This is a genomic window from 'Cynodon dactylon' phytoplasma, from assembly GCF_009268075.1.
Taxonomy (GTDB): domain Bacteria; phylum Bacillota_I; class Bacilli_A; order Acholeplasmatales; family Acholeplasmataceae; genus Phytoplasma; species Phytoplasma cynodontis.
This window is the reverse complement of record NZ_VWOH01000004.1, coordinates 26509-43152: the sequence shown is the minus strand read 5'-3', so window position 1 is coordinate 43152 and position 16644 is coordinate 26509. Positions and strand designations below refer to the sequence as shown.

Sequence of the window (16644 nt, the reverse complement as noted above, 5' to 3'; positions counted from 1 at the left end):
TGAATTTTATATATAATAAAAAATTATTTTATAAAATCATCTTCAGTTTTCAAAGAAATAATTCAAATAATGTAAAATTAAAAGACAATTAATTATAACATACAAAAAAAATAATTTCAATATTATTTATATTAATTTTTTTAATAAAATGAATTATATCAAATGTATATATACAAAATTAAAAAATTATAAATATAAATATTAGTAAAATGTATATTAATGATTCATTTTGATGTTGATGCTCTTTTATATAATATTTAATATTTTAAAAAATAAATGGCTTATTTTTATACATAAAAAAAATCATTAATAAATAAAAAAATAAAAAAGAATTTATAATATCTTTTTTATTTTTTCTAATAATAATAATTCATATAAAAAAATTTATATAAAAGATTATCTTATAAAATAAATTGTATAGCAAAACAAAAATTAGTTAACTACTGTATAAATCTCTTTAAGTTTTGTTTCTGCTTTCTTAATATCTTCTATATTATTTTTATCATTTTTAAAAGAATTTAAATTTCGATAAATACTTTTTAATTTACCTAATTTTGAAACGAATTCTTTACCAAGGTTTTGATAAATATTTTCTAAATAAATTATTTCTTTATTAAAATAATCGTAATCACTTTTAGCTTTTTCTATTTCGTTTTTAATATTACTCAAAGATTGAATTTTTTCTTGTCTTTCGACATACATTTTGTCTAATTCTTTTTGAAATTCAATATGTTCCGAATTTTTCCAAAAACGATCTTTTTTCTGCCAAATCATTCTTTCTTCTTCTGTTTTATCTAATTTTTTTTGAGAATCTATATCTTCTTTATTTAAAGTTTCAAAGATAGAAATTAATTTTTGAATTTTATTAAAACAAAAATCTTTTTGTTTTTTCAAATTATTAATTTTTGTGAAATATTCTTCTAAATCTTTTTCTAAAAAATCAGCTATTTTATTATCTTTTTTATATTGTTGATATAATTCATATTCTTGAAAAGTTTTATGTTTTGACAATTCAAAATTTTCGCTATCTTTTTCATTTAAAATAGAATCAATTATTTCTTGAAAATCTTTTTTAGTAATTTCTTTTTTATATAAATTATCTATCAAATTTAAAATCTTAATTTTAATATATTTATTAAATAAATTTTCTAAATTTTCTATTCTTATGGAAAAATGTAACAATTTGTTTTCATCAATAATTTTATTATTATTAATTTCATCATTTAGAATATTTATATCTCTTTTAAATTTTTGAAAAAAATCACTATTAATATAATTAGTAGCTATTATTTTGTTAGAAACTACAACATCTTTACTTTGAATCATATCTTTTATTTTTTGTTCTAAATTATTTGTTTGAAATAAAATTTCAAAAATTTTATTTTTAAGATTCGAATTAGAAATTATAATTTGATTATCATTATTATTATTATTTCTAAATAAAAAATTTTTATTATTTGGATCTATATCTATTAATTCTGAATTCGTTGTTAATATTTTTTTTTCTTCTTTATTTTTAGAATTAGAAATAGAATTTGAAAAATTACTAAATAAGATAACTATTATAAAAGGTACCAATATTAATAATATAATAAATAAAATTAAACTTTTTTTCATTTAAAAAATATTTTCCTAATCTAAAAGGTTTTTAAAAAACCTTACTATAATTATAAATCTTTTTTTATCTTTTAGAAAAACTAATTATTTGATCAAAAGGCATTCCGTTTATAAACAAAAACAAAACTTGAGATAAAAAATCGAAATTATTCATAATTTGTTGAATTTGATAATTGGATAAAGATCTTAATACATATTCTTCGATTCTTATTTTTTCATCATAACCAACACCAATTTTTAATCTTTTAAAACATTCTGTTTTTAAATTATTTATAATATTTTTTAAACCATTATGACCACCATAACCACCTTTTCTTTTTAATTTAAAATCACCTATTTTTAAGTAAATATCATCACTTAAAACTAAAATATCTTCTATATTTATTTTATAAAAAGAAACTATTTTTTTAATTTCTATACCGGATAAATTCATAAATTTATATGGTTTAAATAATATTACTTTTTGATTATTAAATTTTATAAAATAAAAAAAATTAAATTCTTTTTTCTTTTCATATAAAATATTTTTTTCTTTTATTTTTTCTAAAAAAAAATCTATCATTAAAAATCCAATATTATGAGGAGTATATTTATATTTATCTTCTGGATTACCTAAACCTACAATAAGTTTCATTTTTTTACCTTTTTTAAGATTAATATCAAAATAAAAATAAAATTTATTTTTTGAATTTTATTTTACATAAAAATTTAAAAATAGTATCAAAAAATAAAATTATAAAAGTACAAGAAAATAATATCAAATAATGTAAAAAATCTATTTTAACTGTACCGAAAAAATTATTTAAAAAATTAATATTTTGAGAAATTAAAATAAACAAAAAAAGTTCAACAAAAACACCAATATATAACAATTTATTTTTTTTATTCCAAGTCTGCCAAAAATAAAGTTTTTCAGAACGACAAGCAAAAACATTGCCTATTTGAGAAAAAATCACAGAACCAAAAGCCATAGTTGATGCAAACAAAAATTTTTCATTAATAGATATTTCTTTTAAAGATATATTTTTATTAAAAAAATCAAAACCACCATATAACAAAAAGAATATTAAAGCTAATATTGCTTCAACTAATCCTAAACAACAATAACTTCTTTTCAGTAATTTAATATCTAATAAACTATCAGTTTCTTTAATAGGTTTTTGTTCTAACAAATTCGATTCTGGTTCTTCAGCTCCTAGTGATATAGCAGGTAATAAATCTGTAATTAAATCTATAGCTAAAATTTGCATAACATTTAAATAAAGAGGAATACGAAACAATGCCATAACAATAATAGGAAATAATTGAGGAACATTAGAACTTAAAACATAAAACATAAACTTTTTAATATTTGAATAAATACCTCTTGCTTCTAAAACAGCTTTTGGAATAGTAGAAAAATTATCATCCAACAAAATCATATCTGCATAATTTCGTGCAACATCTTTTCCTGTTTTACCCATAGCAATACCAATATGAGCAGCCTTAAAAGCTAGAATATCATTTACTCCATCTCCAATTACACCTACTATTTCTTTATTCGAACGATAAGCTTCTACAATTCTTAATTTATGTTTAGGAGTAGTTCTAGAAAAAAATATAGGTACATTAGTATTCAATATTTTTTCTAATTCTTTTTGTTCCATTTCTTCTATTTCGGTTCCATCTATATTTAAAAAACCATTTTCAGCAATACCAACTTGCTTTCCTATAGAAACAGCAGTAGGACCATAATCTCCAGTAATAACAGTAATTTTCAAACCAGCCTTTAACAAAAGTCTAACTGCATTAAGTACTTCCGTTTTAGGAGGATCATAATGAACACAAAAACCTAAAAAAACCATATTACCTTCATTATTTTTTTGTTGATCTATTTTTCTATAAGAAATAGCTAAAATACGATATCCTTGATGTGATAATTTCTCGTTTTCTTCGATAAAAAATTTTTTTTCTTTATCAGATAAAGAACAAACTTTTTGATCTTTATATTGAGCATTACATTCGCTTAAAATAATATTAGGAGCTCCTTTGACAAATAAATAATCAGAATTTAAATCATAATATTTTTTTTGAGATATATTTTTAACATATACACTCATTTTTTTAATTTCTGAAGAAAAAGGGTTTATTTTTTTAATAAAAAAATTATTTCTAATTTCTTGAATATTTAAACCATATTTAGCAGCAGCAATTAGTATAGAACCTTCAGTAGGATTACCAATTATCTTATATTCATCTTTTATATTATTATTATTATTAATTAGATCAGCTTCCGAACAAAGTATTGAAGCAATAAATAATTTATTCAAAATTTTATTATGTTTTTGTTTGTTTAAATTTAAAAAAGAACCTTTTTTTTGAAAACCATTACCTGTAATATCAACACAACCACAAGGAAATAATATTTTTCTACATGTTAACTGGTTTTCTGTTAAAGTACCTGTTTTATCAGTACATATAACTGTAACGGAATTTAATGTTTCTACCGAAAACAACTTTTTTATTAAAGCTTTTTGTTTAGCCATTCTTTGAGAACCAATAGCCAAACTTAAATTAATAGTAGGTAATAAACCTTCGGGAATGTTAGCTACTAACATACCTAAAGCGGCTATAATAGATGGTTTTAAAACATCTTTAAAAAGAACATAAAAAGAAAATTTATTAATACCAAAAGAATAACGCCAAACACAAACCAAAAAAACAAAAATAGATAAAAACAAAGCAATAATACTAATATTTTTAATAAAATTATTAATTTTTTTTTCTAATGTATTAACCCCTTTATGAATATTGTGGGCTAAAAAAGATACTTCACCTATTTGAGTATTTTCACCTATAGAATAAACAATAGCTTTTGCGCTTCCATGAGCTACTGTAGTTCCAGCAAAAACTAAATTAGGTATTTCAGAAATAACTTTTTTTTGATTCGTATTAGGTTCACAAGTTCTATTTAAAGGAATACTTTCTCCAGATAACATTGAATTATCAACAAAAAAATTATTAGACTCAATAAGTCTAGCATCTGCCGGAATAGTTGTTCCTATTTCTAAAAAAATAACATCACCAATAGTTAATTCTTTAGTATTAATAATTTCTGTTTTACCATCTCTATAAACCTGAATTTTTTTAGGAATCATATCAGTTAAAGAAGACAAAATTTTATCTGCTTTTCTTTCTTGAAAAAAAGCAAAAATACCATTCACAATAACAACTAAAATTATTGATATTCCTATAGGATATTCTTTGATCAAAATAGCCAAAAAACCAGATAATAACAATAAAATAGCAAAAATAGATGTAAATTGTTTAATAAATTTTTTAAAAATATTCTCTTTTTGATTTTTTTTAATTATATTCAAACCATATTTTTTTTGTCTTTTAATAACTTCATCAGAAGATAAACCTATTAAATTAGAATTTAAATATGTAAATGTTTCTTGTGTTGATAAACTACTAATTTTCCAAACTTCTTTTTTTTTATTCATATATTATCTAATTAAACCTCTTTTGTAAAAAATAAAATAAATCTTAAAAAAAAATAATATATTAATTATCTTAATTTTTTGTATTATTATTTTATGTTATATTCTTTTTTCTAACCATAATAGAACATCTTCTAAAGCTTTTTCTTTTTCAATATCATGAAATAAATTATGATAACTTTCTGTATAAGAAAATAGTGTTTTATCTTTTGAAGATATTTTAATAAAAAAATCCTCTATATTCCCATAAGGAACTATTTTATCTTTGATACTGTATAAAAACAAAACATTTGTAAAATAAGCAGAAATATTTTTTTTCAAATACATTAAATTTAACAAAAGTAAATTTCTTAATAAACGAATTGCAACATAATCTAAACGATAAGGATAATATCCTTGATTCAAAGGAATATGAGAAATATAGGGAGAAGAAAAATTAAGTTTTTTTTTTTTAAAAAAACTAAAAAAATAAAAAGGATATCTTAAATATCTTATATTTCTATTAAACAAAATAGGTGCTGAACTTATTATTGCTCCGTCAATATTTCCATATTTGACTAAATAACTATTAACAATAATACCGCCCATACTATGTCCCATCAAAAAAATTTTTAAATTATTTTTTTGTTTAACAAAATATACAAGATATTTTAAATCATCTAAAAAGATATTAAAATTTTCAATATCTCCTCTTTTTCCTCCGCTCTTTCCATGACCTCTAACATCATATAACAAAATATTGTAGTTATGAAAATGAAAAAAATCTAAAATATGATCATAATCTTTTGTATTTTCTCCTAAACCATGAGTAAATATTATATTAGCTTTTGCATTTTTAGCATTTTTAAAATTAACATAAAATATATTTTTATTAAAAAACATACCGAAACTTTCTTTTACTGTATATAGATTATAATACTAATTATTAATTAAAATTAATAAAATATTAATAAAACAAAAATTAAAATTTTAATAAATAATTAAATCCAAAAAAATATTAATTTTGATTATTAATCTTTATTAATTCTTTATATTGTTCCAAATATTCTTTATACTTTTTCTTTTCTTCCTGTACTTTAATTGTATTTGCTTTTTGCAAAAAAAGTTGATTACTTAAAATATTTTCGCTTCTTTTTATTTCTTTTAAAAGAAAATCTTTTTGTAAACCAAAATCTTTTTTTTGTTTATTAATACTTATTGTAGAAAAAAATTCTTTATCTATAAAAATAAATATATTTTTTTTTGCAAATAAAAGATAGTAATTTTGATTTTTTAATTTACTCACAAACTTTATTTCAGAAACTTCTAAAAATAATTCTAATATATCTTTAAATAAACTTATCTCTTTTAATAGACTTTTGTTAGTCTTTATATATAATATTATTGAATTTTTAGCAATATTATAAGATTGCTTAAAATTACGTATTTTTATAATTATTTTTTGTAAAAGAGAAAAACAATCTAAAGACTTTTTATCAAAAAAATTAATCCTAGGCCATTCAGAATTAATAATAGAAATTTCATTATAGAAAAAGTCTTCATAAATTTTATCTGTAATAAAAGGTATAAAAGGGTGTAATAATTTTAAAATATTTTTAAAAATATAAACAAAAAATTTTTGAGAATTTAAATAAAAATTTTTTTTATTAGTAGATATTAATTTAAAAAATTCTATAAACCAATTAGAAAAATCATCCCAGATAAAATTATATAGAAGATTTCCTATAATACTGAATTCATATTTTTCAAAAAGTAAATCAATTTTTTTAATTAATTGAGACAATTTTGATAATAAAGCTTTTTCATTTAACAATAAATAATTTTCATAAAAATTAGTTTCAAAACTAGAAAAACTTATTTTCATAAAACGACTAATATTCCATAATTTATTTATAAAATTCCAACTTGATATAACTTTAATTTCATTAAAAAATAAATCTGAACCTAAAGAAGAATTAGTAGCTAAAAACCATCTTAAAGAATCTGAACCGTATTTATTAATAATATCTATAGGATCAATACCGTTACCTTTAGATTTAGACATTTTTTGTCCTTTAGAATCTTTAACTAAACCATGTAATAAAACATTATAAAAAGGTATTTTTTTAGTTAAAAAAACACTTTGTAAAACCATTCTAGAAACCCAAAATGTAAGAATATCATACCCAGTAACTAAAATATTTGTAGGAAAATGATTTTTAAAAAAATTATTAACATTCTTTTCCGACCAATTCAAAGTACTTAAAGGCCATAAAGATGAAGAAAACCAAGTATCTAAAACATCAGAATCTCTTTTAAAATCCAAATTTGGTTGTTCCTTTTGGACTTTAATTTTATTTCCATTATACCAAGCCGGTATAGGATGTCCCCACCATAATTGACGAGATATACACCAATCTTCTAAATTAATTAACCAATTTTCAAAAACCTTTTTAAATCTACAAGGAAAGAAATTAATTTTATTTTTTTTTAAAACTAAAGCGACAATTTTTTTTGTTTTCATAAACCATTGTATAGATAAAGTAGGTTCTATCATGGAATCAGATAGAACTGAAAAACCAACAGAATGATTATAATCGTCTATTTTAGATATTAAACCTTCTTCTTTTAAATGGACAACTATTTGATTCCTGCATTCCAAAAAATGTAAATTATGATATTGTGATAAAACTACTTTTTCATCCATATTTCCATCTCTTTTAATACAAGGAATAATGTCTAAAGAATATTTTTTACCTAACTTAAAATCGTTTTCGTCATGTGCAGGTGTAACTTTTAAGATACCAGTTCCAAAATTTATATCAACAAAATCATCACTTATAATTTTTATTACTTTTTTAGTAATAGGAACTAAAACTTTTCTACCGATTAAATATTGATATCTTAAGTCTTTAGGATTTATCATTAAAACTTGATCAGAAAATATAGTTTCAGGTCTTGTTGTTGCTACTTCTACAAAATTATCAGTTATATTGTTTTTTTCATCTAATAAAATATACTTTAAATAAAATAACTTCCCTAATATTGTTTTATGTCTAACTTCAATATTAGATAAAGTAGTTTTTAATAAAGGATCCCAATTTATAATTTTATAATCACGATAAATCATTTTTTTTTTATATAACTTAATAAAAACTTCTTCTACTGTATCACTTAATTTTTTATCTAAAGTAAAACTTTCAAATTCATAATTTAACGATAAACCTAAATATGCCCATTGTTTACGAATTTTATTAGCATATTCTTCTTTCCATTTGAAAACGTATTCTAAAAAAATATCTTTTGTAATCTCTTCATCTTTGAAACCGTTTTCTTTCAACTTCTCCTTAATTTTTTTTTGAGTCGCTATACCTGCGTGATCCATACCAGGAAGAAACAAAACACTAAAACCTAACATTCTCTTACGTCTAACAATTATATCTTGTAAAATATTATTCCAAGCATGTCCCAAATGTAATTTTCCTGTAATATTAGGTGGAGGTAAAAGAACTGTAAAATTTTTTGTTTTGTTTTTTATATTAGTTATTTTTGTATCGAAATATTTTTGTTTTAACCATTTTTGATATCTATTTTTTTCTATCGAATGAAAATCATATTTTGCTTTTATCATACTTCTATTTATCTAAATTCTAAAACTCCCGAAATTTAATTTTATATGTTGAATTATTTTTAATACTAAAAATAATTTAAATAATCAAATAATATTTTTTTAAAAAAAAAATAAAATTTAAAACTTTATATTCGTATTAATTAAAATGAATTTATTCTAGATTTAATTATGTCCTGAACCTCTTTTATACCTTCATTTTTTTTGCAAGATATTATAAAAAACTTAGGAATAAAAGATAAATTAAAAGATAAAAAAATTTTTTCATTCTTTTTGATTTGATTTAAAACTTGGTTTTTATTAACTTTATCTTTTTTGTTAAAAAGAATAATAGTATAAAGATTATTTTCAACTAATTTTTTATATATTTCTAAATCTAATAAAGTAGGCCCGATTTGAAAATCCATTAATTGAAAAATAATTTTATTACAAAAATTTGTTTTTGATAAAATATCAATAGTATCAAAAATCATATTTTTCTTTAATTTAATTTTTTTTTGAAAACCATAACCAGGAGAATCTATTAAATAAAAAGAATCATTCAATAAAAAATAATTTAAACAAATCGTTTTTCCAGGTTTTTTAGAAACAAAAGAAAGTTTTTTTCTATTTGTCAATAAATTCACAAAAGTACTTTTTCCTACGTTACTACGACCAATTAATAAAATTTCTGGAAAACTAGGATCAAAATTATTTTTATAATTACTAACACTTTTAACAAATAAAGATTTTTTAATCATCATTACCCTTTAAAATTAAATAAAATTAAAAAAATAAATAAATAAACTAGAAATTAAATATATCAATATAACAAAAATATTATAAATCTTTTCGCATTAATTACTCTAAGTAGATATATATTAATTAATAAATTAATGATAAAATATGAAAAAGTATTAAATAAAATTAATTTAAAATAATTTAATTTAAAATAATTATACATATTATATTTGAGAAAAATTCTATAATTTATACTTTATTTTGTATAATATTTATATATAATTATATAATAAATTTTATAAACAAATAAAAAGAAAGATAAATAATTTATATTTATATTTGAAAAGTAATTTATGAAATTTTATAGAATATAGTTCATAAAATTAAAAAATATTATGAATCTATTTTAAAAAACAAACTATTTATTAAAATATTAAGCATAATTATAGCCAAATTTATCTCACATTTATAAAGGAATATCTAATCATTTTTTTTAATTTTTTATAATATTTTTTTGATAAAAAAATTCAATAAACAAAAAGAGAAAAAATAAAAATATAAAAAAAATATAAAATGATCTATAAATCGAAATCAATGTAATGTAAAAATAAATATAATTGAAATACATCCAAATATAATATGAAAATTATTTTTTGTTTTTTTTGTTAAAAATTTAAAAAATAATAAAAATTCATATATTAATAATTTTAATTAAACTATTTTAATATTTTTTTATAAAAAATTTGTTTTTTATTTTCAATTTTTTTTAATATTTATTTTTTTTATTTATTTAAATAAATAAAAAAAATTTAAAAAAAATAAATTTTACTTTCAATAAATTATTTAAAACAAAATAGAGGTAAAAAAAATAAAATGAGTATTCCATTTCAAGAATTGAATTTACTACAACAAACTAAAGATGCTTTAAAAGCATTAAAATTTGAACATCCAACTCCTATCCAAACATTAGTAATACCAGAAATGATAAAAGGAAACGATATAATAGCTCAATCACAAACAGGGACAGGTAAAACTTTTTCTTTTAGTATTCCTATAATTGAAAAAATAGATGTCAAAATAAAAAAAACTCAATCTTTAGTATTGTGTCCTACAAGAGAATTATCCATACAAGTATTTCATGAAATGAAAAAATTATTAAAATTTAACAAAGAAGTTGAAATAACAGTTATATGCGGTGGAGAATCTTATACAAAACAATTTAAAGCTTTAGAAAATAAACCACATATTATAATAGCTACACCCGGCAGAATAATAGATTTATTAGAAAGAAAAAAAGTTGATTTATCAGAAATTAAAATTTTTACAATAGATGAAGCTGATGAAATGTTAAAAATGGGGTTTCAAGAAGCTTTAGAAACTATATTAAAAAACATTCCTAAAGAAAGACAAACTGTATTATTTTCAGCTACTCTTCCAATTACGATTAAAAAAATAGCTTCTAAATATCAAAAAAATCCTCAAATTTTAAAAATAAAACAAAATAATATAGCAGTACAATCTATAAAACAATTTTATTTTATAGTAAAAGATTTTAACAAAAATAAACTTCTAGTAAGACTTTTAGACCAAAAAAATCCTGATTCTGTCATTATTTTTGCTAATACTAAGAAAGATGTTGACAATATTTCTAATTATTTACAAAATGAAAATTTTCTAGTCAATGCTATTCATGGAGACTTAAAACAAAACCAAAGAAAATATGTAATGGATAATTTCAGAAAAAAAAATATAAAAATATTAGTAGCTACAGATGTAGCAGCTAGAGGTTTGGATATTTCAGATATTAAAATGATTATTAATTATGACTTACCTCATGAAGATGAAATTTATGTACATAGAATAGGAAGAACAGGAAGAGCAGGTAAAACAGGATTAGCTTATAGTTTTATAAATAATACAAAAATAGGTAGATTAAAAAAATTAGAAAATTATTTAAAAGAAAAGATAGTTTTTTTAAATATACCAACTATAGAAGAAATACAAAAAGTTCAAGAAATTGATTTTGAAGAAAAAATAAATAAATTAATAGAAGATGAAACTATATCTAAAGATGAAATCAAAAAAAATAATAATTTTTTAATAGATTCTTTATTAAAAAAATTTAATGAAAGACAAATTATTAATGGACTTTTAAAATATTTAAGGCCTCCACAAAAAGAATACGAACCAATACATGAAATGAAAAATAATTTTATCTATAAAAGAGAAAATTTTAATTACAATAATTTCAATAAAAAATATCAAAATAATCTTCCAAATAAAAACATCAATTTTAAAAATAAAAGAAAAAATATGACGGAATTAATCATTAATTTAGGAAAACAAGATGGAATTAATAATCCTGTGTTATTGTTAAAAATTATGGATGAAAAATTTAATATTTTCACAAGAAATATTGGAAACATAAAACATTATTATGATAAAACTATTTTCGAAGTATCCGATAATTTAGTAGACAAAATTAAATCCAAAAATAACATTTATTTTGAAAACAAACTTTTAAAAATAGAACAACCAAAATAATAATATTTTTTTTATTAATAATTTGTTTATTTAAAATGAAAAAATATAAATATATTTATATTTATATTTTTTTTTATTTTATATTCATTTATATATATTTTTATTGTGAAAAAAAAAATTTAAATATAATGAAATAAAAAGGAGAGAATTTAAAATTAATGCTAAAAAAAACAGAAATAAGAAAAATTCTGGAAATATCTATTCAACAAGGATTTGATTTTGCAGAAATTTTCTTGGAAGATACATATAACAGTAATTTAAAAATAATAAACAAAAAAGTAATATCATACAATAATCAATATATATTCGGAGTAGGAATACGTTTATTAAAAAAAACAGAAGAAGTTTATATTTATACTAATCAAGTAAACTACGAAAAAATAGTAAGTTTGATTCTAAAAGAAACGCAAAATAAAATATCAAATAAAAAATATTCAAAAATAAATTTTAAAAAAGAAAAAATTTTAAAATTCAATGAAAAATTTAAAAAAATAAATATAAAAACAAAGATTAAAAAAATGATAAATTTATCTAAAATAATTTTAGATTATGACGAACAAATCAAAAAAAGCATTATAAATTTAGAAGAAAAAGAACAAAAAATCTTAGTAGCTAATTCTCAAGGAATTTATCAAAAAGACTTTAGACCATATATAAGATGTAGTTTAACATCAATATCAAAAAAAGATAAAAATTTACAAGAATTTCATGATAACATTGGCCTTTCAACTGGTTTAGATTTTTTTGATATTGTAAATTTAGAAGAAAAAGCTAAAAAAGTAGCTTATAATTCCATTGTTTTGTTAAATGCGATAGAATTAAAACCTCAAAAAATGACAGTTATTTTAAATAAAGGTTCTGGAGGGGTTATTTTTCATGAAGCCTGCGGCCATTCTTTAGAAGCTACAGCAATTGCGAAGAATTTATCACCTTTTTGTGGTAAACTCAATAAAAAAATAGCTTCAGAATTAGTAACTGCTTTTGATAATGGTAATATACCTAAATACTGGGGAAAATTAAATATAGATGATGAAGGTATACAAACACAAAATAATCTTTTAATAGAAAAAGGAATTTTAAAAAACTATTTAGTGGATTATCGCAATGGCCTTAAAATAAATATGAAACCAACGGGTTCATCAAGAAGAGAATCTTACAAATATTCGCCTACATCTAGAATGAATTCAACTTATATTGCGGCTGGAAAAGATAAACCAGAAACAATTATAAAAGAAACTGATTATGGACTTTATGCTGAACAATTAGGAGGAGGTACTGTTTTAACTACTACGGGAGAATTTAACTTTATGGTAACTCTAGGTTATTTAATAGAAAAAGGAAAATTAACAAAACCTGTTAAAGGAATGATGTTGATAGGATATGGCCAAGATATTTTGTTAAAAATAGATCGAGTAGGAAATGACTTAGATTTTAGCCAAGGTTATTGTGGTTCTATATCTGGATATGTTCCTGTAGATTTAGGACAACCTACCATTAGAGTCACAGAAATGATTGTGGGAGGAAACAAAAAAAATGAATAATAAAATAGATTATGAAAAATGGTTTCAAAATGCTATTAATGAAAAAAAATTCGAAGCTTTAGAATTTTTAATAAATGAAGATAAAAATTTAACTATAAGTCTAGAAAATAACAAAATATATGAAAAAACTAAAAGTGAATTAATTTCAACTATTATAAAAGGATTATATAAAAATAAAAAATCAAGTATTTATTTAGAAAAAATAGATGATAATATGTTAGATAAAATTTTGAAAATTTTAAAAAAACAAATCAAAGTATCTCATTTTGATTCTCAAGATTATATTTTCAAAGGCAAGATTTCTGATTATCCTATTATTGAAAATCAAAATTTTAATTTTGAAAAAATAGAATCACAAAAAAAACACAATATATTATTCGAATTATATAAAAAAATATCTAAAAACCATTTATGTAAAAAAATAGAAATGATTTCTTATAGCGAAACACATTCTAAAAAAAAAATAATCAACTCAAAAGGTTTAAATTTGGAATCAGAAGAAAATTTTGTAACAATATATATAACATGTATTTTTGAAAAAAATAATCAAATAGAAGAAATTTCAGAATATTTTATAGTTAAAAAATTTGAAAATTTAAATATAGAAGAATATGCAAATCAAATAATAGAAAAAGGTGAAAAAAAAATAGGCGCTACTTCTATCCAATCAGGTTCTTATTGTACAGTTTTTTCTAATAAAACTTTTGCTAAACTTCTTAAAAGTTTTAGTAGTGTTTTTAGCGGTTTAAATGCATATCGTAATTTAACTAAATTCAAAAATAAAATAAATAAAAAAATAGCTTCAAGCAAAGTCACTATCATCGATGATCCTACAAAATCTTCTGCTTTTTTTCAATATAGTTTTGATGATGAAGGTATACCAAGTAAAAAAAAAATAATTGTCGAAAAAGGAATATTCAAACAATTTATTCATAATTTAAAAACAGCTCATATTTTTAAAACTATTCCGACTGGAAATTCTTTTAATAATCAAATTAAAATGAGTAATTGTTATTTAAAAAGAGGAATTAAAAATTTTGATGAAATGATTTCTCCTATCAAAAAAGGAATTTTAATTGATAATTTAATAGGACTGCATGCTGGTATTAATAATATTACCGGTGATTTTAGTATTCAAGCTGAAGGTTTTAAAATAGAAAAAGGTAAAATAACAAAACCAATAAAAATGATTGTAGTTTCAGGTAATTTTTTTGACATTCTTTCTCGTTTGAAAGAAATTTCTAATGATTTTTTATTTGATATATCAGGATTTGGAAGTTCAAGTGTTTACATAGGCAAATTATCTATAGCAGGCGAAAAATAAAATTATTTTAAATAAAAATACTTTTTGTATAAATTAATTATAAAAAAATTAAAATTTATTTAATTTTTTTTTTTTTTAAAAAAAATAAAATTTATTGACAAAAAAAAAATTTACTATATCATTTTAACTAAATTTTAAAATTTAATTTCTATGAGATAAAATTTAGTACGTTTACGTTTCTTAACAGGATTATTACTTTGTCTCTTAATATATTTTATTTTAAAATTCTAAAAATTTATAAAAAATGATTCAATTTTTCAAATAATTTAATAAATATTTAAAAATTAAAAATATTCTAATAAGGATTAAAAAAAATGATAAATAAAAAAAGAAAAAAACAAAATCAATTTGAAAAAGCAACAAAATTAAAAAAAATGACCTCACAAATAATTTTGATTTCTATTAGTATTGTTATAATACCTTCTTTGGTTTATGCATTAATAGAATATTTTTCCCAAACACAATTTTTTCAAAGAAATTATAAAATGGGGATTGTAAATCAAAAATTTTTAAAAACTAATTTTAAATCAGAATCTTCTTCTAACACAAAACAACTTATAGCTTTAAACATTCCTTTTATAGATACTGATCAACAAACTTACAATATTGAAGAAATACATGAAGTAGAATTAGATCAAAATAAATTAAAAAATCAATTAAAAAGTCAAACAGCATATGACATTTTAAAAAGTAACAGATGGTTAGATATACATTATAAAGTTTATTTAGTATCAAAAAACAATAAACCTGAAGATAATATTTTGATAATAAATTCTAAAGATAATATAGATATAGTAACAGAAATATTTGATGCCAATTCTCCTAATCAAATTAAAGAAACTTCTATTTTACCAATAGAAATATCCTATAAAAAACAAGAAAATACATCTGGAAAATATACAGATTATTTAAATTCATCAGGTCAATTAAATAGACCTGAAATGTTTATTCCTAAAAAATCTAATGAAATTTTTTCACAAGAAGAACAAAACAGATTAAATAATTTAAAAGATATTAATAAAAAAGATCAAGAAATACAAAAAATTGTAGATAAATTAAATATTAAAAAAGGTATCGCATTATCTACTAATGAAGAAAACAGATTAAATAATTTAAAAGATATTAATAAAAAAGATCAAGAAGTACAAAAAATTATAAATGAGTTAAATCAAAAAATAAATAACAACATAAGTAACGAAGAAACAAATCAATTAAATAATCTGAATGATAATAATAAAAAAGAAAATGAAGTTAAAAAAATTATAGATCAATTAAATCATAAAAAATTAGGTCAATTAAATCATGAAGAATTTCAAAGATTAAACAATTTAAATGATATTAATCAAAAAGAACAGGAAACAAATAATATAATTTTAGAATTAGAAACGAAACAAAAAAATTGTTCAGATGAGTATATTTCTTATGATATTAAAATTAATTTTTACGCTAATGAAAGTTTAAATCAAGAAACATTAGAATCTTTCTTTAACGAATATAACTTAAATAATACTCACAGAAATATAAAATATACAGATTTTGCTAATGACGATAATGATACACCTACACTAATGTTTTTAATTGATTATGAATTAGTTGATAATAACGGAAATTCATACACTAACAGCTATAAAGATAACTTTGGTAAAACTGGAATATCTAAAAATTTACCAAAAAATACACAAAAACAAAAAACAAATAAAACAAAATTTAAAATAGTTAACACTTCTAATTCATTACAAAAACAATCAGCATAAATCTATAAAATTAAAATAAAGAAATATACAAAATATTATGTTAAAAATAAAAAAT

10 protein-coding genes are annotated in these 16644 nt (G+C 19.7%); 4 read left to right on the top strand and 6 right to left on the bottom strand.

Annotation, left to right across the window (positions count from 1 at the left end):
* Positions 1-432 precede the first annotated feature (432 nt).
* The 6 genes from F1741_RS01905 to yihA all read right to left on the bottom strand — a co-directional run bounded on the left by F1741_RS01905 (position 433) and on the right by yihA (position 9446).
* Entirely contained in the window at positions 433-1617 is a 1185-nt protein-coding gene (locus F1741_RS01905) for a hypothetical protein (RefSeq protein ID WP_152309924.1), read from the bottom strand.
* A 64-nt stretch (positions 1618-1681) separates the two neighbouring features.
* Positions 1682-2251 carry an aminoacyl-tRNA hydrolase gene (pth, locus tag F1741_RS01900; RefSeq protein WP_152309923.1) on the bottom strand — a complete coding sequence of 190 codons (570 nt, stop codon included), beginning with the start codon at positions 2249-2251 and terminating at the stop codon, positions 1682-1684.
* 43 nt (positions 2252-2294) lie between these two features.
* The gene (locus F1741_RS01895; protein ID WP_152309922.1) at positions 2295-5102 is read right to left on the bottom strand and encodes a cation-translocating P-type ATPase; all 2808 of its coding nucleotides are present in this window, start codon (positions 5100-5102) and stop codon (positions 2295-2297) included.
* A 96-nt stretch (positions 5103-5198) separates the two neighbouring features.
* Entirely contained in the window at positions 5199-5981 is a 783-nt protein-coding gene (locus F1741_RS01890) for an alpha/beta fold hydrolase (RefSeq protein WP_152309921.1), read from the bottom strand.
* A gap of 115 nt (positions 5982-6096) precedes the next feature.
* Positions 6097-8709, bottom strand: a complete 2613-nt coding sequence (locus F1741_RS01885) for a valine--tRNA ligase (protein WP_244609570.1) — start codon at positions 8707-8709, stop codon at positions 6097-6099.
* Positions 8710-8849: 140 nt separating this feature from the next.
* Positions 8850-9446 carry a ribosome biogenesis GTP-binding protein YihA/YsxC gene (gene yihA / locus F1741_RS01880; protein WP_152309920.1) on the bottom strand — a complete coding sequence of 199 codons (597 nt, stop codon included), beginning with the start codon at positions 9444-9446 and terminating at the stop codon, positions 8850-8852.
* Between the two features lie 853 nt (positions 9447-10299).
* On the opposite strand from yihA, the gene F1741_RS01875 reads away from it, so the two are divergent.
* The 4 genes from F1741_RS01875 to F1741_RS01860 all read left to right on the top strand — a co-directional run bounded on the left by F1741_RS01875 (position 10300) and on the right by F1741_RS01860 (position 16589).
* The gene (locus tag F1741_RS01875; RefSeq protein WP_152309919.1) at positions 10300-11970 is read left to right on the top strand and encodes a DEAD/DEAH box helicase; all 1671 of its coding nucleotides are present in this window, start codon (positions 10300-10302) and stop codon (positions 11968-11970) included.
* 158 nt (positions 11971-12128) lie between these two features.
* Entirely contained in the window at positions 12129-13511 is a 1383-nt protein-coding gene (locus tag F1741_RS01870) for a TldD/PmbA family protein (protein WP_152309918.1), read from the top strand.
* Complete coding sequence (locus F1741_RS01865) at positions 13504-14835, top strand: TldD/PmbA family protein (RefSeq protein WP_152309917.1); 1332 nt, start codon at positions 13504-13506, stop codon at positions 14833-14835. The genes F1741_RS01870 and F1741_RS01865 overlap by 8 nt, the downstream gene beginning before the upstream one ends.
* A gap of 314 nt (positions 14836-15149) precedes the next feature.
* The gene (locus F1741_RS01860) at positions 15150-16589 is read left to right on the top strand and encodes a hypothetical protein (RefSeq protein ID WP_152309916.1); all 1440 of its coding nucleotides are present in this window, start codon (positions 15150-15152) and stop codon (positions 16587-16589) included.
* Positions 16590-16644: the final 55 nt, after the last annotated feature.

Coding starts and splice junctions, on each gene's coding strand:
- F1741_RS01905 (WP_152309924.1), bottom strand. CDS start 1,617: ATGAAAAAAAGTTTAATTTTATTTATTATATTATTAATATTGGTACCT.
- pth (WP_152309923.1), bottom strand. CDS start 2,251: ATGAAACTTATTGTAGGTTTAGGTAATCCAGAAGATAAATATAAATAT.
- F1741_RS01895 (WP_152309922.1), bottom strand. CDS start 5,102: ATGAATAAAAAAAAAGAAGTTTGGAAAATTAGTAGTTTATCAACACAA.
- F1741_RS01890 (WP_152309921.1), bottom strand. CDS start 5,981: ATGTTTTTTAATAAAAATATATTTTATGTTAATTTTAAAAATGCTAAA.
- F1741_RS01885 (WP_244609570.1), bottom strand. CDS start 8,709: ATGATAAAAGCAAAATATGATTTTCATTCGATAGAAAAAAATAGATAT.
- yihA (WP_152309920.1), bottom strand. CDS start 9,446: ATGATTAAAAAATCTTTATTTGTTAAAAGTGTTAGTAATTATAAAAAT.
- F1741_RS01875 (WP_152309919.1), top strand. CDS start 10,300: ATGAGTATTCCATTTCAAGAATTGAATTTACTACAACAAACTAAAGAT.
- F1741_RS01870 (WP_152309918.1), top strand. CDS start 12,129: ATGCTAAAAAAAACAGAAATAAGAAAAATTCTGGAAATATCTATTCAA.
- F1741_RS01865 (WP_152309917.1), top strand. CDS start 13,504: ATGAATAATAAAATAGATTATGAAAAATGGTTTCAAAATGCTATTAAT.
- F1741_RS01860 (WP_152309916.1), top strand. CDS start 15,150: ATGATAAATAAAAAAAGAAAAAAACAAAATCAATTTGAAAAAGCAACA.